This is a genomic window from Desulforhabdus amnigena (assembly GCF_027925305.1).
Classification (GTDB): domain Bacteria; phylum Desulfobacterota; class Syntrophobacteria; order Syntrophobacterales; family Syntrophobacteraceae; genus Desulforhabdus; species Desulforhabdus amnigena.
Window position 1 is genome coordinate 2,600,490 of sequence record NZ_BSDR01000001.1, and the last position, 24,546, is coordinate 2,625,035.

Sequence of the window (24,546 nt, forward strand, 5' to 3'; positions counted from 1 at the left end):
ACGTTTCGATCTGAAATGCCAACAGCGCCTAGTGCTGCCAGAGAATGTAGGGGGCTTCGAGTGGAATTGCGGCATCCGGCCCCTTTGGGATCACTCGTGCCGTGTAGTCCATGACTGAACCCACGGCAGGCACCCGAGCATGATACACATAGCCGTGAGCGCCGCTCAGCTGCCGCCCTCGCTCCATTTCCCGCCGCACTGGACGATCGTCCTGATTCCCATCGGCGTAAATCTCTACACACACTGCATTCGGGTCAAGATCGCCAAGATAAACCTGAACCTCAAAACGGAATTGCTTCTCGTCCGTCTCGACAGTCACTGTGCCAAACCGAACCTGCAGCCAGTTCTGTTCAAGGGTTCGCTGCCAGTCTACAATCCTGGCGCCCAACCGTCCTTTTTCAGAAGCACGCGATTGATAGGCTGCAGCACTTGGCAGGTAGTATTTTTCAGTGTATTCGCGCACCACGCGGTTGGCGGAAAAACGCCCTGTGAGCCGCGCCATGCTTTCGCGCATGTGCGAAATCCATTCTGCCGGTATGCCGTCGTGGTTTCGCATGTAGAACATGGGGATCACTTCCTGTTCCAACAGGGTGTACAACTGGTCCGCTTCAAATGCGTCCCAGCCGGGGTCATCGTCATGCTCCATTCCATCGCCCAGCGCCCAACCGACCTCGGGAGTGTAAGCTTCCGCCCACCAGCCATCGAGTTCGGAGAGGTTGAGACCTCCATTCACGAGGACCTTCATACCGCTTGTGCCGCATGCTTCCCAGGGGCGGCGCGGTGTATTGAGCCAGAGATCCACCCCCTGTACCAACTGCTGAGTGAGTTCCATGTCGTAATCGCTCAGAAAGATCACGTGCGAACGCACTTCCTGCCTGCAAATGAAGTTCATCCAGTCTTCAATCATGGCCTGCCCCGATGCGTCGTCCGGATGGGCCTTTCCGGCGATGGCGAGCTGCACAGGACGCTGTGGGTCGGTCAGGATGCGAATCAACCGCGCCGGATCATGGAGCAACAGGTTCGGTCGCTTGTATGCGACAAACCTGCGTGCAAAGCCCATGGTCAAAATGTCCGGGTCGAAAATCCGGCGCGCCCGAGCGATTTCTTCGGGCGCTGCCCCCCGCTCGGCCAGTTGCCTCGACAGACGATTTCGCACGTTTTCCACAAAGATTTGGCGAGCCTGCGAACGCATCTGCCAGAGATCAACATCCGAAACGCTTCGAAGGTCCGTTTCCAGTGTCTCCATCTCACCGAGCCAGCGTTCTTTTCCACAAGCATTGGTCCACAAAAGGTCGGCCATGGCTGAATCCCAGGTCGCCACATGGATACCGTTGGTCACATGTCCGATCGGTACCTCCTTTTCCGGCCAGCGAGGAAATAGAGGCTGGAAAATGCGCCGGCTCACCTGCCCGTGGAGGCGGCTCACTCCGTTGACCGCGCCACTGCCTCTAACCGCTAGATAGGCCATGTTGAACGGCTCGAGGGAATCGTTCGAATTCGCACGGCCCAGAGCGAGCAGTTTATCAATGGAAATGCCGAGCCGCTGCTGGGCGTAAGCACCGAGGTATTGTTCCATAAGGGCTGGAGGAAAGAGATCGAACCCGGCGGCTACGGGCGTATGAGTAGTGAAAAGGTTGCCTGGACGCACGGCGGCAAGAGCGATGTCGAACGGCTGATCGTTTTCCTCCATGAAACACCGGGCGCGCTCGAGTACGGCGAAGGCGGCATGTCCTTCATTGAGATGACAAACCTCCGGTCGAATTCCGAGTGTTTGAAGAAGCCGCCAGCCACCGATGCCGAGCACGAGTTCCTGTTTGAGCCGCAGTTCCGGCCCGCCACCGTACAGTTCTCCGGTAATGCCCCGATGTACGGGAGGATTGGCCGGATCGTTGGTATCGAGCAGGTAGAGTGTGAGCTGTCCCACTCGTGCCTGCCATGCCCTCAGCCACACCTTGGAACCCGGCAAGGAAATCTCGATCCGCACCCACTCCCCCGCTTTATCCCGAACAGGTAAAATGGGCAATTGCGACGGATCATTGTAGGGATATAGTGCCTGCTGCTTTCCGTTCCGGTCGATCATCTGACGGAAATAGCCCTGCTGGTAAAGCAGCCCGACGCCGACCAGCGGGATCCCCAGACAACTGGCGGCCTTGAATTGGTCTCCCGCTACATTGCCCAGCCCTCCCGAGTAGATAGGCAGGGCCTCACTCAGCATGAACTCCATGCTGAAATATGCGATGGAAGTCAAGGGAGCGTTCGGATACATCCGTTCAAACCATCGGGACCGGTCTTTATCCTGCCGTCTAGCTTCCAATGTCGCCTCTATCTTTCGGAGGTAATTTGAATCTTTGGCCAAATGTTGAAGCCGGGCCCGTGATGCTGTTAGCAGCACAAGCCACGGATTTCGGGTCAGAGACCAGAGTTCCGGCTCCAGTTCACTCCATAGCTCATCAAAGGAGTGATCCCACGACCAATGTAGATCCAGAGCGATTTCAGCGAGGGGCTCCATCCCTTCGACCTGAATTCCGGGAAACAGAAGATCTAAACGCTCCATAGCTGGGGTATCCTTTCGTAGAAGTCAAACGGAAAAACTGGGGGTGCACGTAGAAATTGTCAAACTACATTAAAATGCTATAGTCGAACGATGTTGAAATCCACATTTTTGGCAATAGCTGTTTCCCGATGGCAAGCCGATCCATCGATGCGAAATGTAAGATTTCTACGTCTTCTAAGGGAATTGGCGGATTCTAACATCCCGTTTATTCACCACGGAGACACGGAGGGCACGGAGAAAATTTTGGAATTCTTATGGGATTCCTCCGTGATCTCTGTGCTTGCGTGGTAAAATAAAAGTTTTAAGAGCGGCTCACTCCCTAACTACATATGATTTTTCCTGATTGTTGTGTAGAAAGAAAAACGTTTTTTTCCAGTCGGTAAGGCAGTTACTTCATCGGCAAACCGCTCATTCCAACCTCGGGGTATTGGAATAAATCTTTGGCCTCATCGAACGATTCGGTTCAATTGCAAGAGGTACAGAAAATGAGAGAAATTATCGCATTGAGCGTCTTTTTGATTTTGACGGGACTGGTCATTTTCCTTGTCCTGAAAAAGCACATCGGCAATGGTCTCACTGCCATTTTATTGGCTTTCGCACTGATTTCCGGCTGGAGCATCGCCAACCATGACTGGATGCGGAACGTCCGGTGGGAGGTCCCGGGCATCCAGCCTTTTGAAGACAAGGTCCAAAGCATCAAGCGGGAAGCGATCTCGGCCATTGAAGAGGAATCCAATGCTCGCCGCAAAGCTCTTGCGGCTATGATTGAAGATGTGAAAAGCGCTTCCCAAAACCTGGAAGAGAAGAAAAAGATGGATGAAACGCTCATACAAGCTGCAAAGAAGCTGGATGACGGGCTGAAAGTTCAGGAACAGCGCATGAGGGAACTTCAGGGGCTTGCAGAGAATACGAAGGAGCAGATGATCGCCGTTCACGATGCGACGGCCAACCTCGCCCTCGTGCTCACCCGCCTCATTTACTTGCAGCTCGAAACGAAGGGAGAACCGGGAAACGAGAGGGAAATGAGAGTGAAGCAAGAGATCCTGGACAGTCTGGATCATGTGGTCGGCATGGCCATCCCCAATCCGGAGGAGCGCGAAAAATTCATCTCAGAAGTGAAGAATTTGGTTCCCGCTCCACAATGAAACAGTCACAACAAAAAATGAAAAAAGGCAAAGAGATGCAAGGTGATAGGGAAAGAGGGAAACGCCCTTGAAAAGCGATGTCATCATGAGGCGTGAGCCTTCTTTCATAAAATTTATATGAACAGCCGTCATTTCAGCAGAGGAACAATATCTCCCGCCTTGCCGATAAGACTCAAGTGATAGGCAGCCGTGTAAGGGGTCGGCTCCAGATTGATCTCCACCACCATGGCTCCCGCATTCTTGGCCTGCATTCCCATGGAAGCCGCCGGCTGCACCGTCCCTGAAGTGCCGATCACCATCATCAAATCGCATTTTTGCACCGTACTGTACGCCTGATCCAAAATTTTCGGGTCGAGCATTTCCCCGAACCAGACCACATGGGGACGCAAAAGAGATCCACAAGCCTTGCACAGGGGGAGTTCCGGAAGGGGCACCGTCCGGTCCTCCACCAGGCCGCTGCAACCGGTGCAGCGAAGCCACCAGATATTGCCGTGAAGCTCCAGAATATTTCTGCTGCCCGCCTTGTGGTGGAGACCGTCGATGTTTTGAGTGATGAGAGTGAAGTGGGGCACTTTCTTTTCGATTTCAGCCAAGGCAAAATGCGCAGCATTGGGCTTGAGCGGGGCCAGCAGTTCCCTGCGCCAGTTATAAAATTCCCAGACCAGCCTGGGGTCGCGGGCAAAGGCTTCCGGAGTGGCAAGATCTGTTGCCCGGTACTGCCGCCACAAACCGCCCTCACCCCTGAAAGTCGGGACTCCGGATTCCGCCGAAATGCCGGCACCCGTCAGAACAACGACCCGTTTGGACTGTGCCAGCTTTTCTTTCACGACACGGATTTTTTCTTCAGCGGACTGTTCGATCATGACCGATCCTTCCTGTTCGAAGGTGAGAAAAAGAGGGCAAAAAACGCGGAGAGAAATCTCTTCGAGGCTGCAGAAAGCGATTGCAGCCTCGAAGAGGCGACTGTGGAAGAGAGCGGCCGCCCCTTCCCCTCCCATTTACAGGGAAAGAAGACAAAAAAACTGACGGTTCCAATCGTTATTCATGGGAAGGAATCAGCTGGCCGATCCCCCGGATCTCATGAGATCATCGAAATAATCGATGGTCTTGCGCAGACCTTCTTCCAGCGGGATTTTGGGTTCCCAGTTCAAATGCTGCTTGGCCAGAGTGATATCGGGTCTCCGCATGGTGGGATCATCTTCGGGCAAAGGTTTGAAGATCAGCTCCGACTTCGATTTTGTCATGGCGATCACTTTTTCGGCCAGTTCCAGGATGGTGAATTCCCCAGGGTTCCCCAGGTTTACAGGCCCTGTGAAACTGTCAGGCGTGTTCATGAGCCGGATAAAACCCTCGATCAGATCGTCTACGTAGCAAAAAGAGCGGGTCTGGGTCCCCTTGCCATAAATGGTGATGGGTTTCCCTTCCAGGGCCTGGACGATAAAGTTGGACACCACACGGCCATCCTGCGGATGCATACGCGGGCCGTAGGTATTGAATATACGGGCCACTTTGATGAGCAACTTATGCTGACGGTGATAATCGAAGAAAAGGGTTTCGGCGCAACGCTTGCCTTCATCATAGCAGGAACGCCGACCGATGGGATTCACATGGCCCCAGTAGCTTTCCTGCTGAGGATGCACTTTGGGATCACCGTAAACCTCTGATGTGGATGCCTGCATGATTTTAGCCCGCACTCTTTTTGCCAATCCCAACATATTGATGGAGCCATGCACATTCACTTTGGTCGTCTGAACCGGATCGTTCTGATAATGGATGGGAGATGCGGGACAGGCCAGATTGTAGATCTCATCCACCTCTATATAGAGAGGATAGGTGATATCATGCCGGTACAATTCAAAATAGGGATTATTCAAAAGATGCAAAATATTGCGTTTGCTGCCCGTATAAAAGTTGTCGATACAGAGCACATCGTAGCCATCCTTGAGAAGCCTTTCGCACAGGTGAGAACCCAAAAATCCGGCGCCGCCGGTTACTGCACAACGTTTACGAATATGCATGAAAATTCCTTTCCCAAAGGATCAAAATGAAATCTTCCGTCAGTTCTCTCGACAAGACAAACCATAAACTTCTTTAAATTATTTCCAATACTTAATCTCAAAAGGCCAAACAACTCCAGCAGTTGGCTAAATGTAAATCTTCTCCTGAATTTTTACAATGTCTTCTGCTGAAAATAATACACTCCATTCGATAAATTTCGTTGGATCATATTTATCTGCAATTGTTAATATTTTAGACTATTGATTGGAACTTACAACCACAAACCCTCAACGGTTCGTATAAGCAGTATTGACTTGAGGAGGAATTTTTTCATGGCAGAATGAGCCCGCTCCTTGCCACAACGGATAATACAGGAAGTCACAAAATTTACAGTTGATTACCTCATTTGGTTAGGTTAGAAATCCTCCCGTTCCCTTAAAAAAGATGAAATGTAATCCTTTTCTTTAAGGTGGTATCAAGCTGAGTTGAATCCCAAGGAGGGATTTCTCTATTTAGAGCCTATCCGAAAACCTACCTCGGCAGCGGACACCCCCCTTGGTCCCCCCTCGAGGGGGGACCAAGGGGGGTGTCGCAAAGTCCACAGGTGGTTTCCGGATAGGCTCTTAGAAGCAGTTCGCCCCCTCCTGCATCTTTCCGCCTTCTTTCCTGCAGAGAAGAGCTGACAGACCCGAGGGGTGAACATTTATCCTGATGGAAAGACTACTTCCCGGACGCTGTCGCTTCCGCGCATCCCCAAAGGTGATGGTTAAAAATGATACGCAAGGTTATGCCTTATCTTTTGCCCTACCGTTTACCGTTTCTTTTCGCTTTGACCCAGGTCTTTCTGATGAGTGCCTGTGAAATTCTGAAGCCATGGCCTATTAAAATCGTCATCGACAATGTACTCGGCAACAAACCCATCCCCTGGGAATTTGCGGCCGGGTTTTCCCACCAGACGATTCTCATTCTGTCATGTCTGGGGCTGGTAATGATCTACCTCATCCTGGGGGGAATCACACTCCTCAACAACTATACCACCATCAGAATCGGCCAGCGGATGGTCAACGACCTGCGGCGTGATATTTACAGCCATCTGCAGCGCCTTTCCCTGGCCTTTCACAGCCGCCGCCAGGTGGGTGACCTCATGTACAGGGTCACGGCGGACACCTATGCCATTCAGAGCCTCACCATGAATGGCGTTTTCCCCATCGTTACGGCAGCCGCGCTTTTGGGGGGAATGTTTTTCGTAATGGTCAAAATCGACTGGCAACTCACTCTGCTCTCCCTCGCCGTAGTCCCTGCCCTCTTTGTCACCATTTCACTTCTGAGCGGGCGCATCTCCACCGCAGCAACCCTCGCCCGCCAGCAGGAAAGCGAAGTCTATTCCATAGTGCAGAGAGGCATGTCCGCCATGCGTATCGTGCAGGCCTTCACCAAGGAAGAGGACGAACACAGAAAATTCATGACGGCCAGTGATCTCAGCCTGGATGCCAGTTTGAGGCTTTACACTCTGCAGACCTTTTATTCCGGCGTGATCAATGTAGTCATGGCACTCGGAACGGCTTTCGTGGTCTGGGTGGGAGCACGCCATGTTCTCTCCGGTTCCCTGACAGTTGGCGAAATCGTTGTTTTCACCACATACCTCGCTTCCCTCTACGCCCCCATCAATACCATCAGCCAGACCTGGGGAATCATCCAGGGCGCGAAAGTGGGAGTGCAAAGGGTTTTTGAAATCCTTGACGTAGAAAGGGACATCAAAGAGGGGCACCGGACTTTTCCCCGAGAGGGAGCAAAGGGTGAAGTCGCCTGGGAGGCTGTTTCCTTTGAATATATGCCGGGGCAGCCGATTCTCAAGAAGATCGATCTTCACGTTCAACCGGGGCAAAGAGTCGCCATTGTGGGTCCCACGGGCGTGGGGAAATCCACCATGGTGAGCCTTCTTCCCCGCTTTTATGAACCACAGGCGGGCAGAGTGCTCATTGACGGAACGGATATCCGTGAATTCCAGACCAAATCCCTGCGTCAGCAGATCGCCATGGTGCTTCAGCCGCCCCTTGTTTTTCCCATAAGCGTTCGGGAAAACATTGCCTACGGCCGCCCTGAGGCCACTCTGGAGGAAGTCATCGAAGCCGCCCGTCTGGCGCGCATCCATGAATCCATAGACCGCCTTCCGAACAAATACGACACGGTGATCGGAGAGCAGGGAGCCACTCTGTCCGAAGGGGAAAGGCAGCGCATCACCATTGCCCGGGCCATCCTGAGGAACGCACCCATTTTGATCCTGGATGAACCTACCTCCTCTGTGGACGCCGAAACAGAAGCGCTCATCATGGAGGGGCTCAACCAACTCACCAGAGGGCGTACGACCTTCATCATTGCTCACCGCCTTTCCACCGTCCGGCAGGCAGATGTCATCATTGTCGTTAAGGGCGGCGAAATCGTGGAGAAAGGTGATTTCGAAGAACTGGTGAAGGGACAAGGTCCTTTTGCATCTCTTTACCGCAGTCAATTCAGCCTGGAAGAATAAATATAAATACCGTAGCAAGATATGGAACTTTTCGGCTGTTTTTCGCTTCGTTCGTAGCGAATTCATTCTTGACCCCTTTGCGACGGAAGGCAAAAGACCATGCGAACCTGGATTATCAGACTCTTATCCGGACTGTTTTTTTTGATACTTGGAAGCTGGATTCTCTGGACTCACGACACCTCGCATACAATACAACCAGCCGTGCCGCTAAACGATGGCACACGGTCATGGAACAATTCCAACAGCATTGCAAGGTCTCTCATTCCCAAAAAATCTCTATCCATTCCGACGAATACTTCTGTCCCGTGGCCGATTGCCAGCCAAGAAATGGAAATCCCCGTTGGCTTGCGCCTGATGGTTTTTTCTCCACATCCGGACGACGAGACATTGGCCGCAGGAGGTCTCATCCAGAGAGTACTGGAAAAGGGCGGCAGTGTTCGGGTCGTATTTGTGACCAATGGAGATGGCTATACAGAAGGAGTGCGAACCAGCCTGAAGGAGAAAAACACATCCTCCAACGATTTCATCGAATATGGGGAGAAACGCCACGATGAAGCCCTTGGAGCTCTGCGGGCCCTGGGGCTTCAACCTGAAAACGGTATTTTTCTGGGGTTTCCCGACGACGGCATCGATGACCTGTGGTCACAACATTGGTCCAGCATCAGACCCTATACATCGCCTTATACCCGTTACAGCCGACCGGAATACAAAGAGCGCTTCAGCCGATGGACGGAATATGCGGGAATGGACTTGAAAGAAGAGATCAGCCGCACGCTGGAAGGGTTCATACCCGACTGGATTGTTCTGCCGGATCCACGGGATTACCATCCGGATCATTGCACCACGGGAGTTTTCGTGCTGGACGCGGTGCGCCAATTGAATGAAAAAGGTGATATTTCCTTCAGCGAAACAAAAATTTTTACCTATCTCGTCCATTACTTTGACTACCCATCCTCGAACCAGTGGATCAAGGAAATCAGTGTAACCGGCATTGGCGGCACAAGGGCTGCCGGCAAGGTACTTGCCTCAGCTCAATGGTACAATCTGCATCTTACCGCCAATGAACTGGAAGGGAAAAAACGTGCCCTTGCAGCACATCACACGCAAATACAGGTGCTAGGAGAATTCCTCAAGGAGTTCATGCGCTCCGACGAACTCTTCTGCCAGCTAAGCTCAACACAAACACTTAATATTCCGATAGAATACGCCGCACGTTTCAAGCGGTCCAGGAGTTGAGCGCCGGCAGCGGACCTTGCCGCGCTCCTGGTGCGGGGTGCCTGTTCTTCCGATCATCTCCCCGCTTTTTCATCAGCCCCATGGCTGGAACGATCACAATGAAAAAATGGAAAAAGGCAAAGAGATACAAGGCGACAGGGAAAGCGGGAAACGCTCTTGAAAAGCGAAGTTATACTCCATGCGGACGAGATCATGACTTCTTGATGATACAAGGAGCGGCTTCCAGCCGCGACAAAAATAGCCTGTTCCCAAAAAAATCGTGCCTGGAAGGCGCTCCTACAAAACTTACAGAAGTCAAGGTTTCAACTGTTCATAGTAAATCATCATGAGCCCTCATTCATGTAAAAAAGGAAATATATGATTCGTCTATTAGCTTCTATACTTCTTACATTCCTTTTGGCAGCCGGCAGCGTGGCGGCGCAGACTTCCGAGGTCCCCTCCCAGGGCTGGACGACCATGGAGGCGGACGGAGTCCAATGGCTGCGGACACCGGACGGACGGCCTTTTTTTTCCAAGGGAGTGAACATCGTGTCGGGGGCCATGGAAACGGAAAAAAGCCGCCAGAACCAGGCTTATTACTGGAAAAACTTTTACCCTTCTCTCGACGCATGGCGCAAAACTGTTGGAAGCCAGCTCGACGGATGGGGGTTCAATACCCGGGGGGGCTGGTCGGACCCCTCTCCCGATATGGGACTTGCCCTCACGGTAGACCTGGAACTTGGCAGGAATGCGAAGTTTCACTGGTTTGACCCCTTTGACCCCGCCATGGAAGCCACGACCCTGGAGTGGGCCAAAAAACTCACCGCCCCTTACCAGAATGACCCTCTTCTCATCGGCTATTACTCAGACAACGAAGTCGGATGGTGGAATTCGCCTCTTTTCACATGGTATCTCAAAGCCGGCTGGGAAAATCATACGAAACGAGTGCTCTGGCAGCTTCTCCACGATCACTATGGCGGCGACTGGAACCTTCTGCTCAAAGACTGGGTTCCCCAGGGTGGTCTTGGAAGTTTCGAAGAATTGAAGCGCGCCGGCTCCCAACTCAAGTTGAGGGCAGGCGGTGAAGGCATACACCTCGTCGATCGATTCATGGCACTTTGTGCCGGACATTACTATCAGTTGATGTCCCAGGCCATTCGCAAGGCACATCCGGGCGCACTCATTCTCGGAGACCGCCTCCCCCTCTACTATCACCAGGATGCCGTTCTAGCCATGCGAGACAATGTGGATGTCATATCCACGAACTACAACGTGGACACCCCCGATGGATGGATCGCCCCCTACTACTTTGAAGGTCTTCAACGGCTGACGGGAAAACCTGTTCTGGTGACGGAATTTTTCTTTGCCGCAGAAGAAAATCGAAGCGGAAACCGCAATGAAACGGCTCGAAAGGAACACCCCAAGCCCGGTCACCTCATGACCGTGGATACTCAGGCGGAACGCGCCTGGGGAGCCGCTGCAGCCCTGGTCAATTTTGCAAGATTTCCCAACATAGTGGGCGTTCATTGGTTCCAGTACGCGGACGAGCCTCTCGGCGGGCGTGAGGACGGGGAAGACTACAATATGGGCCTCGTGGATACGGCAAACCGACCGTATGAAGAGGTCACGGACCTCTTCCAGCGGCTGAACCCCGTGCTCGAGGCATACCACAAAGAAGGGCACCCTCGCGCCTCATTACTCAACGAAAATATAATTCCTGTAAAGGCGCAAAACCCTGCAATCCCCTCCTCTTCGGCAGGAACACCAACCATTCTGAAGCCGCTGCACTCCATCGACGTGACGGACCAATCCCTCGTGGATTGGGACAAGGCAAACACGCGACTGCAGGGGCTCCAGACCCCACAACCCTATGTCCCCTTTGGCGACTTTCATCTCTGTTGGAAACCGGAGGGACTTTATCTGGCAAGTATCGCCAACACCTTTGTGGATCCGCTTTTCCTCGACTACAAGGGAGAATTTCCTCAGGCCGAAGCCTTCCAGATCCATCTTCAGGTAGAGGCGGAAGGCGGCAGGCTCAACCATTTCGTCATTTATCTCATACCGGAAAAAAATCCGGCTCTTCCGGACGGTTTTGAAATCAATCCTCAACTCTACCGTCAGGTAGAAAACGGTCCTATGGAGCGCATGCCGATTCAGGGGCATGTCCAGAGACTCCGCAAGTTTTTGCCTCATATGGCCGTTGAAGCCTTTTTCCCCTCGGATTGGCTCGGAATCCCAGCTCTGAAGGACGGAATGAAACTGAAGATGAATATCACCGCTGCCAGTTACTACAGGGAAATGACCATGACCTGGTTCGGAGCCCCCACTCTGAAGAGCGCCGAGGACCCGGAAACTCTACGGATCGTTGTGCTGCGGGATTCTACCGCGGAACAGCGTGCGCAGAACGATTGAAGCTCACTTAAGAACCCACCCGGAAATTTCCTGTGGACTTTGAAACAACCCCTTTAGTCCCCCCCCTCGGGGGGGGGACTAAAGGGGGACGCTGCCGAGAAGGGTTTTCGGACAGGTTTTCGGTGCTAACCCGCAATGGCCGGTGGCGACGAAATCAATTTCAGCCGCCCCTCCATCAGGCTCACCCAACGGTTCACCAGGCGCTCCAATGCGATGCCACTCCAGCAGATGACCGCCAACACGATGCAGGCGAAGACCACATAGAGGGGCATACTGAGGCCGACGAACTGTTTTCCAAAATACATGACATAGGGTTGGTGCAGCAGGTAGACGCTGTAGCAATACACACCCACCGGGGGGAGGGCCCGGCCAAGGAGAGGCACGGCACTTATCCACCGGGCGACATGGGCTATAATGACAAACAGCCCGGTCCCCATGAGCGCATCACTGCAAATGAAGGCGATGTTCGGCTGATATGCATAAACGCCGAGATTGTAGACAAGGATTCCAGCCAGCAGCATCGGCCAGGAGAAAAGATGCCGTATCACGTCTTCCGGGCGCTTGCGAAAGAAGAAGGCAAGAGCCATACCCACCGCGAATTCCCAGAGTCTGGCTCCGAAAAAGGCCCCCTGGACATAATTCCAATGCGCATGGAAGACAAAGTGAAGCAGAAAACGGCTGGAGAGGGTTATGAGGCCGCTCAGCACGAGAAACCAGGCAACCCCCACTTTTTGCATCGTGCGAAAAAGGAGCGGGTAAACGACGCAGAGTTCCAGAATCAGACCGAAATACCACCACGCAGGGTTGATGTAATAAAACATGGCGTCCACGGGGAAAACCCGGTCCCCAAGGAAACTCAAAAGAAACCGGTAATCCACGGGGTCATGCTTGTACACAAGAGGAGAAATCAGGTAGATCAGGTGCGCCAGCCAGTACATAGGGAAAAGGCGCAGCAAACGCTTTCCGTACCAGCCAGCCCAGCCATCTTTCGGAAACCCCGTTCGTGTCAGGGAATAGGTGAGACCGAAGCCGCTCAAGATGATGAAAACCCCGACTGCCTGCGGGCCGCGCTCAAAAAGGGCGGCAAGCAGGGCATCCAGCGTACAACTCAGAATGCCCGAACCAGCTCCGCAATCAGACACAAAAGGAAAGAAGGTTTTCAGGTTAAGAGGCCAGGGAAACCTGCCATTGTCATAAGTGATGAAAAAGTGGAAAAAAGCGATCCACAGAATGCATATCCCGCGCATGGTATCGAGCCATGTCAGTCTTTGAGCGGCGGGTACGACTGATGAAATCTTCACATGATTCTCCAGAGAGGGAAAAGCGCCCGGGAACGGCTGAAAATCACGTCAGCCCAGCTCGTTCCAGGAGACTTGCCAGAACCTTTTCCGCAGCAAAGTATTCTTCAGCGATTTCGCGTGCGGCCCGGCAGCTTCCTTCATAATCGCTTTCGATGATGTCCACTGCGGCAAGAATGTCTTCCATGGTGAGAAATCCGAAAAGTCCTTTCCCTGTGGGCAAAATGTTGCTGAAGCCCGTTTCTTGCGTGATCACGGGGCGCCCCGCCGCCAGATAACAGCAACTCCGGTCACTGAACCAACCGGTGCGGGGCCGCACCACCTGTTCCTTGGCCACAGTGAATTCTCCGTGGGATTGTTGGATATATCTGCGGTAGTCATGGATATCCTTGGACACGTCCAGGGAATGCACCAGGCGCCAGCCATTTTTCGTGAGAAGCCGATGGGTGGGTTCATCCACTTCCAGCGCAAGTTCAAAGGGGACATTCCGGCGCTGGGGAAGATCCAGGAATTTCAAGAATTCGCGATCCTTGGTCCAGTAATAGGTCTTCCCTCGGTACTCGATGTTCTTGCCCTTGTTGTGCCATGTGGTGATGGTGCTGAAAGCCGAATCGCGTGACGGGGCATAAGGATTATCCCACAGGTCGAGAAGGACCGGCTGGCGCGTGGGGAGCCAGTCCACACCCTCCAGGGGAAGATCGCAGTCGGGAGCACCAAAGTTTTCTCCGAAGCTGAAATGGGTATCATGTGCAGCCAAAGCATCCAGAGTGGGCTGGTCTCCCTGAGCGACCTTCACCTGCACGGCGAACGGATCGGATTCCACATAGATGCGGCGTGGAACGTTCATGTGTTCTTCGCGGAGCTCCTGGGATGCCGTCACGTTGAGGAATGCGTCGGCATCTTTGTAGAGCTGCAGCAGTTGCGCTTCGCTCATCCCGTAGCACCGTCCCCCTTCATAATTGCCTCTAAAAACCCACCGGTCCTTGAAGCCGTACTGATCGAGAACGGGAGCCACCGCCGCAATATTTTCCGAGGCGTCGGGGGAGAACTCGAATGTTCGGGCATTATAAATCCAACGCCCCGAATCTTCCACGTAATAGGGATCATAACCCAGGCGTCGAAGTCCCATCAAGTAATGAAGAAACTGAAAGGTCACTCCTGCCAGCGGATACCAGAAGATGATTCCAAAAACGATAATCTTTCCCTTACAAGGTTTTGCCGGGCTCATGGCTCGTTTTCCTTTTTAAACTCTTAGCTTGACATTGTCACATTAACCAACCCAATCCGCTCTCTAACAAAAAAGATTATAATGCATCTTCGATCATTTTTCCGAGGACTCTGGATGAGTCGAAATACTCGCGAGCGGCAGCGAAAGCGGCTTTTGCATGGAAGGCGTAGTCATTCTCCACTTTACGGAGCGCATCTGCAGCTTCTTCCGCACTGTTGAAAGCGAGAATGCCTTTCCCGCAGGGAATCAAAGATGAAAATCCCGTGTCCTGGACCACCACGGGCCGCCCAGCTGCCAGGTAGCAGGCGGAACGGCAGCTGAACCATCCGGTTCGCATGGCCACATACACATGCTTTGCCGGGGAAATCTCTCCCCGGGATCCCAGGATGAAATCTTGATATTTGGCTGGAGTCACTGTGGCTTCAGGGCCGTCGACCACCTGCCAGCCTGCCGCAGCCAAACGCTCCAGGGGGGCGTTCACTCCCCCCACGGCAACCTTGAGAGGAACCCCGACCTGGCGGGGAAGGTCGATCAATTTTTCGAACTCAGCCCCCTTGCTGGCATACTCGACGCCTTTGTAGATCAGCTTTCCCTTGAATGCGTTCCAGGTCATGATGGTCGACCAGGGAGACGTTTCGTGAGAAACGCGCCGTGCAAGAGGTTCCCATAAATCCATTACGATGGGCATGCGGGTGGTCTTCCACTTGAAATCCAGTCGAGGGGCGGTACAGTCGGCCCCGTATATGTTTTCGGCATAGGTGAAATGCTGATCGTGCTCGGCGACACCGGCACACCACCTTTCGACATTTTCCGACCACTCCAGACGCTCACTCAGCATGATCTGATTGTAGCCGGGATCCGTATCGAGAAATATCCTGGTGCAGCGGGGAGACAACGTATCGGGTATGATGCACGCTCCACTGACATTGAGAAAGATATCGGCCGTCCCGGCCACTGCATCGAAAGCCGCCTTGTCCATGCCGTAACTGGTCGCGTGCAAATGGCGATAGTGCCAGCGGCTGCATAGATCCGGCGCATAGTTCTTGAAGAAGTCTTCCAGATACTTCACCGAGTACCCCGGATCCTCGGTATAGGTTTTCTGGAGCGGATGATAGGGCCAGCTCCATGTGTCTTCATGATAGTACACGTCATGCCCCATCCGGGCAAAGCCGATCGCATACTGCAGATAGTCCCACGCCACACCGCCCACAGGATAGAGCCCGACCAAGCCCGTAACAATAATACGAAGACGCGAAGTTCCCATTCTTTTTCCCTCCCATAATGAACGAATAAAATTATTAGAATATCACACCAATCCAGAAAAACATCTTTAATTATCATGCAATCAGCAGTTTTCATTTTGAAAAACTTGTGCCCCCTACCTCCCTCGAGGGAGGGGAATTTTTAGGATAAAGTCTCACTTTGAAGGGGGTTTGAGGGGGGATGTCGAAAATCCCAAAATCACGAGAGACATCCAAAATGAGAATTGCTGATCAAAGCAAAAACTTTCTTGACATTATTAATGATAAGTAGTAGATTTTTAAAAAGTTTTTTATATTTCATTTTTCTCGCTTTATCCATTGATCCAGAAACCAGCTCTCCTTAAATGATCTGAGATGATGTTCTTGCTTGCAGGCTTGTGTCAACTTCACCCTTTGACAATTCCACGCAAAGGAGGTGAGAGACTTCAAGAGGAAAATCCACTGAGCGGACGTCTCATCATTTCAACCAATGTTATTTTTCTTCTAACCTAACATGCCATGAATTGCGGTCCATTTCACCCATGAGGATGAAAATGGAATCGATTCTGAGTAATGGGAGGGCCATATGATGTTCCGGGTCACGAACAAATCCGGTGTGGCCTGGATGTGCAGCTTTCGTGAAGGGGGAATTTACTCCAGGGGAGCTCTGGCTCTTTCTCATCTTGCTCTCTCCTGTACCGACATCACCTGGGGTCAGCTATTACCATGAATGACAAATGGAGGATAGAATGAAAAAGACTTCAATCCTGGCAGTGCTCTTCCTCCTGGGAGGGATGGCCACATCGGGTTGGTGTGACGCCGACAGAGAGGTCGCTGTGGAATGGATAAACATCTGCAATCCATGTGGAAACAACGATCTTTCCTGTCGTGATGACGTAGCGGTTCGATTTTACAATATCCTTCGCGACAATGGATACGTAGGGCTCTTTAACTTCGGCAACTCGCTTGCCTGGGAGAGCGATTTCAAGGAACCCGGTGACCAGAACTGGATAGATAAAGCAGATATCGCCTTGCATGCGGATCACGGCAACCGGTGCCGCTTCGCCTTCGGCAACACAACTCACGATGACTGCAGACTTTGGGCTGACGAGGCGGGATGGGGAAATAAGGATCTCGAGTGGATCATCTTTGACGACTGCTCTTGCGTCCAGCATGATTTCCAGTGGACCTGTTGGGAAGATGCCTTCCGGGGACTTCATTTAATAGCCAGCTTCGATACCAATGCCCACGACATGTGCGATCGGGGTGAGTACTTCGCCAATAAGCTGGTGGATGGATGGACCCTCATGCAGGCATGGTTTTATGCCGCCGAGCAGACGGAAGGAGCTGGAACGTTCGCTTCCGTCATGGGAGCCAATAAGGGCAGCATCAGTCCTGCGTCCGATCATATCTGGGGATTCGGATCCCAAAGCGCTGACCCGTATCCTGCAGATTCATACTGGTGCTCATTCCATGACTGCGACTAAGGAGGCATCGATGCAAGCAACCAAATTGTCCGGATTTTTTGTCGTCGCAATCATCAGTGCTTTCCTCCTGATGGACAGTCAAGCCTGGGCCAAAGAAGAAGCAGTCCGGCATGGCTCCGCTTCACAACCCAATGTAACTGCTACGGAAATTAAGGTCGTTTACAAGGTCGACCTGGAGCAGTTGGCAAAGAAGCTACCCGGAAGATTGATGGTTTACCGTACCAGTCCCGACCAGGGTGGAGAATCCCAGATGGAAGCCGTCAAGAAATTTTTCGGCAGCGAAAGCAACATGGTCGTGGACATGCAGAAGGCTTCGGGGGGGATATTTGCGGCGGACCTCAACAGACTCTGGGCAAGAGTGCCTGGATTCAACGATGAAGTGCCGCCCCTCAACAGGAAGCAGATCCTAGCGGCAACAGCAACCTTTCTATATGAAATCAATGGAAACCCTCAAGAAAAGACTGTGAGGCGCTTCTCCACCGATTCTGTCGAGCTCACTGACAAAGAAGGCAAGCAGAAGGTGCTTCCTCTGGGAGCCAATATTACCTACCGGCGGATTCTCAATGGTTACAAGGTGATTGGTCCTGGCGGTAAGATCAAGATCTTTCATGATTCAGAGGGGATGGTGGCAGGTTATTTGCGCGTGTGGCGCTCCCTGAAAGCTGAAAGCGTGAAACCGCTCATCGGTGTCTTCGGCGCCAGGGATGAGTTCAATAAGAACCCTCTCGGTGATACGCTTTTGGCCGACATATCAGAGGTAAACGTAAACAACATCACTCTCGCCTACCTGGAGCGCGGGATCAACCAGTCCCAGAACTATCTCCAGCCCATCTACGTATTTGACTGTACCGCCTTTTACAAAGGCACGGAAAAGGCCGAGGGCACTCGATACACCAGGTATGTGGCGGCTCTGACCAAACAGCCGGAGCCCCTATGGCAAGAGGGAGAAGAATATAAATCCGACAGGAGGCGCAAGGCTCTGCCACGCCAAAGCTCGAAAGTACAAAAAATGTCGGATGAATCATCTCAGCCCACATCTCCTTTCACTTTAGAGGATAAGGATCCCGATTGAGCATTGGCGGAGGGGAATATACAGCTCATCATCAGTGTAGCCCTTCCAACATTCTTGGAAGGGCTACACTGTGTCGGTGGGTACTTTTCAGTGAGCGCTGAGTCTTGTTCCATCTCCAGGCGCTTGTCCGAGATCGGATACGGCAAGGTATAAGAGAGATTGGAGACAAAAAATCCTTTCCTTTTTTGGAGAAAATGTGCTTCAGATTTATCAACTTTCCGATATATAGATTTGTTCAATGTCGGCAAGCGACATTCATGAACTCTTTATGGCCGCTCCATCAGAAAATAAAGGATAGACCTTGAGACATATCATAGCGTACAGTTCGCCCGCTGGTTCTACACGGCATGTGGCCGAAGTAATTGGTCAAAGACTCAGGCAAATGGAGTGCACCGTTTTGAAATGCGACCTGGCTCGAAAAGACGACCTGAAGGCAATTTCAAAAACATTCATCGAAGATGAAAAATCTCTCTGCCTGTGGGTCGCCTCTCCCGTTTACGTCGATCACGCGGTTCCTCCGGTGGAAGCCTTTCTGAGAGGTTTGCCATCGCGAAAAGGCGGGTATGCCGTGCCGTTTGTGACCTGGGGAGGCGTCAGCAGCGGCGTGGCCCTGCTTGAGATGGGTCAGATGCTTGAAGAAAAGGGATTTCTCCTGCTCGGCGCCGCAAAAGTCGTAGCGACGCACTCTTCCATGTGGCAATGTGAACAACCCCTGGGGATGGGACATCCGGATGAGAACGATGACGCTGCGGTAAAGAGTCTCGTAGATCAGGTGCTGGCAAAGCTTGCAGGAGAGCAAAGATCGCCCATTTCCTTGAGTGTTCTGGATTATCTTCCACCCGAGAGGAAAAGCGCCGCTCAGGGCAAAAACATAGGAATGGCCAAGAAGATGCACCCGGAATTTGGAGTCGATGCAAGCCTTTGCACTCAATGTGGAATCTGTGCGGAAAATTGCCCGGCACACGCCATTTCATTGGACCCCTATCCCCGGTTCGGCAACGATTGTTTCGCATGCTGGAGCTGTGCCCGCATTTGCCCGGAATCCGCCATCATTCTAGACCTCTCCTCCTCCGATGAACACCTTCGAAATATGGCTCGACAAAACCACGAAAAGCCCCCTACTCAGATCTTTTTCTGAGTCGCGTAATGTAGTGAAAGGAAGTGAGTCGCTCTTGAAATCCCCATTTACCATGGAGGCACAGAGATCACAGGGAAATTCCGTAAGAACTCCAAAGTCTTCTCCGTGCCCTCCGTGTCTCCGTGGTGAGTAATGGGATATTGAAATATGCCAACTCCCAAAAGAGAAAGCCCAGGAAAACTTAAACGGATCCAGTACCCGCTCACGGAACAGGGTCCGCCAAAGGAGCAGACGGAATGGTTTTTACGAGATTTTTTCCCCGCTGGCTTTTCGTAGCAGCAGTACCCCTCTTCGTTCTTGTTCTGACGCTCTCGGCTTTCGGAGGGACAAAGGATGACCTCTCGACAGGCGCCATGGTCTACGTATCCGTGTATTCCAATATTTACTACGGGCCTCGAGTCCGTCCATTTCCTCTGGCTGCAACTCTGAGCATTCGCAATACGGATCCTCAATTTCCCATCACTGTTGAATCGGCCGACTATTATGATTCAGACGGCAGGAAAATCCGGGATTTCATGGAAGCGCCACAGGTCCTCAAGCCCCTGGCTTCAACCTACTTCTATGTCGAGGAAAAGGACACCAGGGGAGGCTCGGGCGCAAACTTCATAGTGCGTTGGAGCGCAAAAAGCGGGGTGAACCGTCCCATCATCGAAACCGTGATGACGGGAGTGGAATCGGGTCAGGGCATCTCGTTTGTCTGCCCTGGAAAGGAAATCATGGAACACCGGGATTGAAAGCAACTGAGCGGCAATGAGTTTCGGCTCTGTTTTCCTTCATTTAAGAAATACCGAAAAAGGGAGAAAAGGACATGCCACGATTTTGTTTTGTTCCAACGCGTCATGCCGGGACTTTTCATTTGCGGCGCTTTCCAAGCCCATCCATTCTATGCTTCATTACGGTACTGGCCTTTATGCTGATGGACGGGATTCCCGCCCCTTTTGCGGCGGCTGAATCCAAAGCTCAGAAAGGAGAATACGCCATGTCTCTTGAGATCACCTCGCAAGCCTTTTCGCAGGATGGTTCCATCCCCCGTCGTTATACCTGTGACGGCCAGGATGCTTCCCCTCCTCTCCAATGGTCCGGTGTACCGCAGGGAACCAAAAGCCTCGCACTCATTGTCGATGACCCGGATGCCCCCGACCCCAAAGCTCCCAAAATGACCTGGGTGCACTGGGTGCTTTACAACATTCCCCCCACCGCTACCGGTCTGCCTGAAGGAGTAAAGGCCAAGGACCTCCCGGAAGGCACCCGGGAAGGCCTCAATGACTGGAAACGAACCGGCTATGGAGGACCCTGCCCCCCCATCGGGCGACACCGCTACTTCCACAAGCTTTATGCTCTCGATACGGTCCTGCCCGATCTCGGCAAACCCACCAAGGCTCAGCTGGAAAAAGCGATGCAGGGACACATCCTGGAACAGTGTGAACTTGTGGGAACCTATCAACGTTCCCGCTGATACCCGGCAATAGCCCAAAATACCTTATCTCACGGAGCAACGGTTCATGAAATCACAAGATGACGCTAAAAAACAGAATGCTCCCCGGCGCACGGGACTGGAAATGAACTGCCACAGGTGTGGACGGGCACTTCCCCTGCTTCATCCCCACATCATGGTTGAAAGAATGGATGAGAATGAGAACCTGATTTGTGAGTGGTGCTACGAGGAATATTACGCATCCAAAAACAAGGACTGAAAACCTGACCGGTTCGCCCATCGGGTATCACGATTTCCCTGCGACTGCCAAACTACAGTGTAACTGTAGTTAAATTATTATATTTTTATGTTAACAAAAAAGATTTTATCTACCCAAGCTAGGCGAAAAGCGGAGTATGGGACCCCAAGATCATGAGCGATGCCGTTCGATTCTTTATCAGTGTCTGGATCAAATTTTTCTTTCTACTGACCCCCTTTTTTGCGCTTTCCATGTTTCTCTCCCTGACAGCCGATTTGGAAGCAGCAGCAAGACGTCTCATCGCCCTGCGCGTTACCGGTTCCGTCATAGTAGCCTGCTTTGTCCTCTATTTTTTCGGTAACAGTATCTTTTACGTATTCGGCATCACTTTGGATTCCTTCCGCATCGGTGCGGGAAGCCTCCTGTTTCTCTCCGCCGTGGATCTCGTGCGAAAGACTTCCAGCGCTGCACCTCTCACACAAGATAACAACGACATCACGGTCGTTCCCCTGGCTGTCCCCATTATCGTCGGACCGGCTACGACAGGCGCACTTCTCGTCATGGGAGCAGAAACTCAGGATACCTTCCTGAAAGTGATGGGTTGCGGGGCACTCACCGTCGCCGTACTCTGTGTGGGAATCATGCTCTTTATGGCATCTTCCATCGAACGCATCGTCGGCCGCAGAGGACTCAACATCCTCAGCAAACTGACAGGGCTGATCCTCTCTGCCTTGGCGGCCCAGATCGTCTTTACGGGAATCAGGAGTGTGCTACTGAACCATTGAGGACGGATCAGGCTTTCCAGCTCAAGACCCACGGAGGGAGCTCTTGCGCGCAGCCATCGCCGCTTCATGCAGGGTTTCAGAAAGAGTCGGATGTCCATGGACCACCCGGGCAATATCCGCGGACTTTGCATTGAATTCGATGGCTACAACGCATTCGGCGATGAGTTCGGACGCTCGCGGACCAATGACGTGCACCCCAAGAAGACGGTCCGTTTTCGCATGGGCGATCACTTTGGCAAAACCCTCCTTTTCTCCCAGGGATCGCGCCCGGCTATTGCCCGCGAAGGGAAAAGTCCCCACTCTGTATTCGACGCCTCGAGATTTCACCTCTTCCTCGGTGAGACCGACGCCAGCCACTTCGGGGGACGTGTAAACCACAGCAGGAATGGCGTCGTAATTGACTTCGCCCGGCAACCCCGCCATACACTCCACGGCTGCTATGCCCTCGGCCGAAGCCTTGTGAGCCAGCATGGGACCGTCGATGAGGTCTCCTATGGCATAAATCGAAGGGATGCTGGTGCGATACTGCCCATCGACCCAGATCTTCCGCGTCTGCTGCGTCAGTTTCATCCCGAGTTCTTCCAGGCCGAGCCCTCGCGTGAGGGGTCTGCGTCCCACGGCCACCAGCAAACGATCGCAGGTCATCGTTTTTTCCTGCCCTTCGGAATCCAGGGTGAGGCGGACTTCTCCACCCTCCACATGGGCTTCCGTCACTTTGGTCTTGAAATGGAAGCTGAATCCCTGTTTGCCGAGAGCCCGCTCCAGGGCGCGTCCCACCTGGGCATCCAGAGTGGAGGCGATCCTTGGCAGCATCTCGATCACGGTCACCTGCGCTCCCAGACGCCGCCACACGGAACCCAGTTCCAGGCCGATATACCCGCCGCCGACAATTCCAAGATGCCCGGGCACGGTATCTAACGCCAGCGCTTCCGTGGAAGTGATGATATGCACCCCGTCAAAAGGAAGGGACGGTATGGAAATCGGCTCACTCCCGGCCGCAAGGAGGATTTTTCCGGCTCTCAGTTTCCGTATTGCCGACCTAGATTTTTCTCCGGCCATCACTTCAACGGTATCTTCGCTCGCCAGGCGCCCCACCCCGCGGACGATCTCGACCCCGTTTCCTTCCAGAAGGTTGCGAACGCTTTCGGTGAGCTCCCGGACTACCTGCTCCTTGCGGGACATCATGGCACCCAGGTCGAACGTTGCCTCTCCCGTCTGAATGCCGTGTTCCGCCAGCCGCTCTTTTACCAGATGATAATATTCCGTCGAGTCCAGGAGGGCTTTGCTGGGGATACAGCCCACATTGAGGCAGACACCACCCGGGTGAGGATCTTTCTCCACACAGGCCACCTTGAAACCCAACTGAGCGGCACGAACGGAGGCAACATATCCGCCGGGGCCCGCTCCGATGACAATGAGATCGTGGTTGTCCTGGCCGCCCATTTTTATATCTCCATCATGATCCGCTCGGGATTTTCGATGCATTCCTTGATACGTTTCAAAAAGTTCACAGCTTCACGGCCGTCGATGATGCGGTGATCGTAACTGAAAGCCACGTACATCATGGGCCGAATCACGATCTGGCCGTCCACAACGACGGGGCGGTCTTCTATTTTGTGAAGCCCCAGGATGCCGCTTTGAGGCGTATTGAGAATCGGAGTGCTCAGGAGCGACCCGAACACCCCTCCATTGCTGATGGTGAAGGTGCCTCCCTCCAGGTCCGAGAGTTGCAGTCGATTTTCCTTGATGCTCTGGACATAATCCACAATGGACTGTTCCAGTTCGGCAAAACTGAGCCGGTCCGCATGGCGAATGACGGGAACAACAAGCCCCCGTTCCGCTCCTATGGCCACTCCGATATGATAATAGTGGTGATAAACGATTTCTTTTCCTTCGATGAAAGCGTTGACTTCGGGAAACTCCTTCAAGGCAGCAATGGAAGCCTTGATGAAAAAGGACATGATCCCGAGGGAAACCCCGTGCTTTTCACGAAAAATGTCTTTGAATCGCGTTCGAATCTCCTTCACCCGGCTCATGTCGATTTCATTGAAAGTGGTCAACATAGCCGTGTTCTGCCGCGCTTCGAGAAGACGGGCGGCGATGCGCTGCCGGATGGGGGTCATGGTTTTGCGGGTGATCTTTTCTTCGAGGGAAGGCCCCTCTTCCTCCTTTGTGCCGGTTTCTGCAGCAGCAGGTGGTTTGGCTACCTTCCCCGGCGCCGGTCGGGGTTTTTCCTCACCCCTTTCCCCGGAAGTTTCCTCCAGATACAAGAGAACATCCCCCCTGGTGATTCTCCCTCCCGGACCTGTTCCCGATATTTTAGACGCGTCGAGTCCCTTTTCCTCCAACATCTCCCGCACCGAAGGAGCTATATCCATGCCTGGAACCTCCTGCCGCTTCGGCTCCGCTTCTAAAGCCCTCCCGGCCTGTGGAGGGATTTTGGGGGCCTTTGAAGGCTTTTCCACCTCGGGAGCTTCCTTTTCAGCTTCTTTCACGGGAGACTGCTCTTTGCCCCGCGCCGCAGAAACCTCCGTTTCAAGGGTCCCCACCACGGCGCCGACAGCCACCGTTTGCCCCTCCGGAACGAGGATTTCAAGAATCCCGTCCGCTTCGGCGGATATCTCCAAAGTGACCTTGTCGGTTTCGATCAAAAACAGTATCTGGTCCTTTCGAACCCGATCTCCATTCTTTGCATACCACTCGGCCAGGACAGCTTCCTGTACCGATTCTCCTACTTCAGGCACCTTGATATCTATTTTCATGGTGGTCGCTC

Annotated in this window: 20 protein-coding genes; 12 read left to right on the top strand and 8 right to left on the bottom strand. The window is 52.8% G+C overall.

The window, feature by feature from the left end; translation table 11 throughout:
* Positions 1-28: 28 nt before the first annotated feature.
* Positions 29-2,554, bottom strand: coding sequence for an alpha-glucan family phosphorylase (gene glgP / locus QMG16_RS11125; RefSeq protein ID WP_281794219.1), 2,526 nt, complete (start codon positions 2,552-2,554; stop codon positions 29-31).
* 485 nt (positions 2,555-3,039) lie between these two features.
* Here glgP and QMG16_RS11130 point away from each other — a divergent pair, with 485 nt between their 5' ends.
* Entirely contained in the window at positions 3,040-3,699 is a 660-nt protein-coding gene (locus QMG16_RS11130; RefSeq protein ID WP_281794221.1) for a hypothetical protein, read from the top strand.
* A gap of 128 nt (positions 3,700-3,827) precedes the next feature.
* Here the strand turns inward: QMG16_RS11130 and QMG16_RS11135 are convergent, their stop codons facing one another.
* Positions 3,828-4,562, bottom strand: a complete 735-nt coding sequence (locus QMG16_RS11135) for an SIR2 family NAD-dependent protein deacylase (RefSeq protein WP_281794222.1) — start codon at positions 4,560-4,562, stop codon at positions 3,828-3,830.
* 192 nt (positions 4,563-4,754) lie between these two features.
* The gene (locus tag QMG16_RS11140; RefSeq protein WP_281794224.1) at positions 4,755-5,717 is read right to left on the bottom strand and encodes a UDP-glucuronic acid decarboxylase family protein; all 963 of its coding nucleotides are present in this window, start codon (positions 5,715-5,717) and stop codon (positions 4,755-4,757) included.
* A 752-nt stretch (positions 5,718-6,469) separates the two neighbouring features.
* On the opposite strand from QMG16_RS11140, the gene QMG16_RS11145 reads away from it, so the two are divergent.
* The 4 genes from QMG16_RS11145 to QMG16_RS11160 all read left to right on the top strand — a co-directional run bounded on the left by QMG16_RS11145 (position 6,470) and on the right by QMG16_RS11160 (position 11,851).
* The gene (locus QMG16_RS11145; protein WP_281794226.1) at positions 6,470-8,224 is read left to right on the top strand and encodes an ABC transporter ATP-binding protein; all 1,755 of its coding nucleotides are present in this window, start codon (positions 6,470-6,472) and stop codon (positions 8,222-8,224) included.
* A 327-nt stretch (positions 8,225-8,551) separates the two neighbouring features.
* Positions 8,552-9,460, top strand: coding sequence for a PIG-L deacetylase family protein (locus tag QMG16_RS11150; RefSeq protein WP_281794227.1), 909 nt, complete (start codon positions 8,552-8,554; stop codon positions 9,458-9,460).
* Positions 9,461-9,558: 98 nt separating this feature from the next.
* A complete protein-coding gene (locus QMG16_RS11155) occupies positions 9,559-9,789 on the top strand; it encodes a hypothetical protein (protein WP_281794229.1) in 231 nt (76 codons plus the stop codon).
* A 28-nt stretch (positions 9,790-9,817) separates the two neighbouring features.
* Positions 9,818-11,851, top strand: coding sequence for a hypothetical protein (locus tag QMG16_RS11160; protein ID WP_281794230.1), 2,034 nt, complete (start codon positions 9,818-9,820; stop codon positions 11,849-11,851).
* A gap of 125 nt (positions 11,852-11,976) precedes the next feature.
* Here the strand turns inward: QMG16_RS11160 and QMG16_RS11165 are convergent, their stop codons facing one another.
* The 3 genes from QMG16_RS11165 to QMG16_RS11175 form a co-directional block, all read right to left on the bottom strand.
* A complete protein-coding gene (locus tag QMG16_RS11165; RefSeq protein ID WP_281794232.1) occupies positions 11,977-13,152 on the bottom strand; it encodes an acyltransferase family protein in 1,176 nt (391 codons plus the stop codon).
* A 43-nt stretch (positions 13,153-13,195) separates the two neighbouring features.
* Positions 13,196-14,377 (bottom strand): hypothetical protein, encoded by a 1,182-nt coding sequence (locus tag QMG16_RS11170; RefSeq protein WP_281794233.1) that lies wholly within the window; start codon positions 14,375-14,377, stop codon positions 13,196-13,198.
* A gap of 76 nt (positions 14,378-14,453) precedes the next feature.
* Complete coding sequence (locus QMG16_RS11175) at positions 14,454-15,641, bottom strand: hypothetical protein (protein WP_281794235.1); 1,188 nt, start codon at positions 15,639-15,641, stop codon at positions 14,454-14,456.
* A gap of 726 nt (positions 15,642-16,367) precedes the next feature.
* On the opposite strand from QMG16_RS11175, the gene QMG16_RS11180 reads away from it, so the two are divergent.
* From QMG16_RS11180 to QMG16_RS11210, 7 genes are all read left to right on the top strand, one after another.
* Positions 16,368-17,105, top strand: a complete 738-nt coding sequence (locus tag QMG16_RS11180) for a DUF6345 domain-containing protein (RefSeq protein ID WP_281794236.1) — start codon at positions 16,368-16,370, stop codon at positions 17,103-17,105.
* Positions 17,106-17,115: 10 nt separating this feature from the next.
* Entirely contained in the window at positions 17,116-18,177 is a 1,062-nt protein-coding gene (locus QMG16_RS11185) for a hypothetical protein (RefSeq protein ID WP_281794238.1), read from the top strand.
* Positions 18,178-18,478: 301 nt separating this feature from the next.
* The gene (locus tag QMG16_RS11190; protein ID WP_281794239.1) at positions 18,479-19,315 is read left to right on the top strand and encodes an EFR1 family ferrodoxin; all 837 of its coding nucleotides are present in this window, start codon (positions 18,479-18,481) and stop codon (positions 19,313-19,315) included.
* 236 nt (positions 19,316-19,551) lie between these two features.
* Positions 19,552-20,049, top strand: coding sequence for a DUF3124 domain-containing protein (locus tag QMG16_RS11195; protein WP_281794241.1), 498 nt, complete (start codon positions 19,552-19,554; stop codon positions 20,047-20,049).
* A 245-nt stretch (positions 20,050-20,294) separates the two neighbouring features.
* Positions 20,295-20,771, top strand: coding sequence for a YbhB/YbcL family Raf kinase inhibitor-like protein (locus QMG16_RS11200; RefSeq protein ID WP_373878735.1), 477 nt, complete (start codon positions 20,295-20,297; stop codon positions 20,769-20,771).
* 46 nt (positions 20,772-20,817) lie between these two features.
* Positions 20,818-21,009 carry a hypothetical protein gene (locus tag QMG16_RS11205; RefSeq protein ID WP_281794244.1) on the top strand — a complete coding sequence of 64 codons (192 nt, stop codon included), beginning with the start codon at positions 20,818-20,820 and terminating at the stop codon, positions 21,007-21,009.
* Between the two features lie 152 nt (positions 21,010-21,161).
* A complete protein-coding gene (locus QMG16_RS11210) occupies positions 21,162-21,773 on the top strand; it encodes a MarC family protein (protein ID WP_281794246.1) in 612 nt (203 codons plus the stop codon).
* A 21-nt stretch (positions 21,774-21,794) separates the two neighbouring features.
* On the opposite strand, the gene lpdA is transcribed toward QMG16_RS11210, so the two are convergent.
* Together lpdA and odhB are read right to left on the bottom strand one after the other, a co-directional pair.
* Complete coding sequence (gene lpdA, locus QMG16_RS11215; protein WP_281794248.1) at positions 21,795-23,216, bottom strand: dihydrolipoyl dehydrogenase; 1,422 nt, start codon at positions 23,214-23,216, stop codon at positions 21,795-21,797.
* Positions 23,217-23,218: 2 nt separating this feature from the next.
* The gene (gene odhB, locus QMG16_RS11220) at positions 23,219-24,535 is read right to left on the bottom strand and encodes a 2-oxoglutarate dehydrogenase complex dihydrolipoyllysine-residue succinyltransferase (RefSeq protein WP_281794250.1); all 1,317 of its coding nucleotides are present in this window, start codon (positions 24,533-24,535) and stop codon (positions 23,219-23,221) included.
* Positions 24,536-24,546 lie beyond the last annotated feature (11 nt).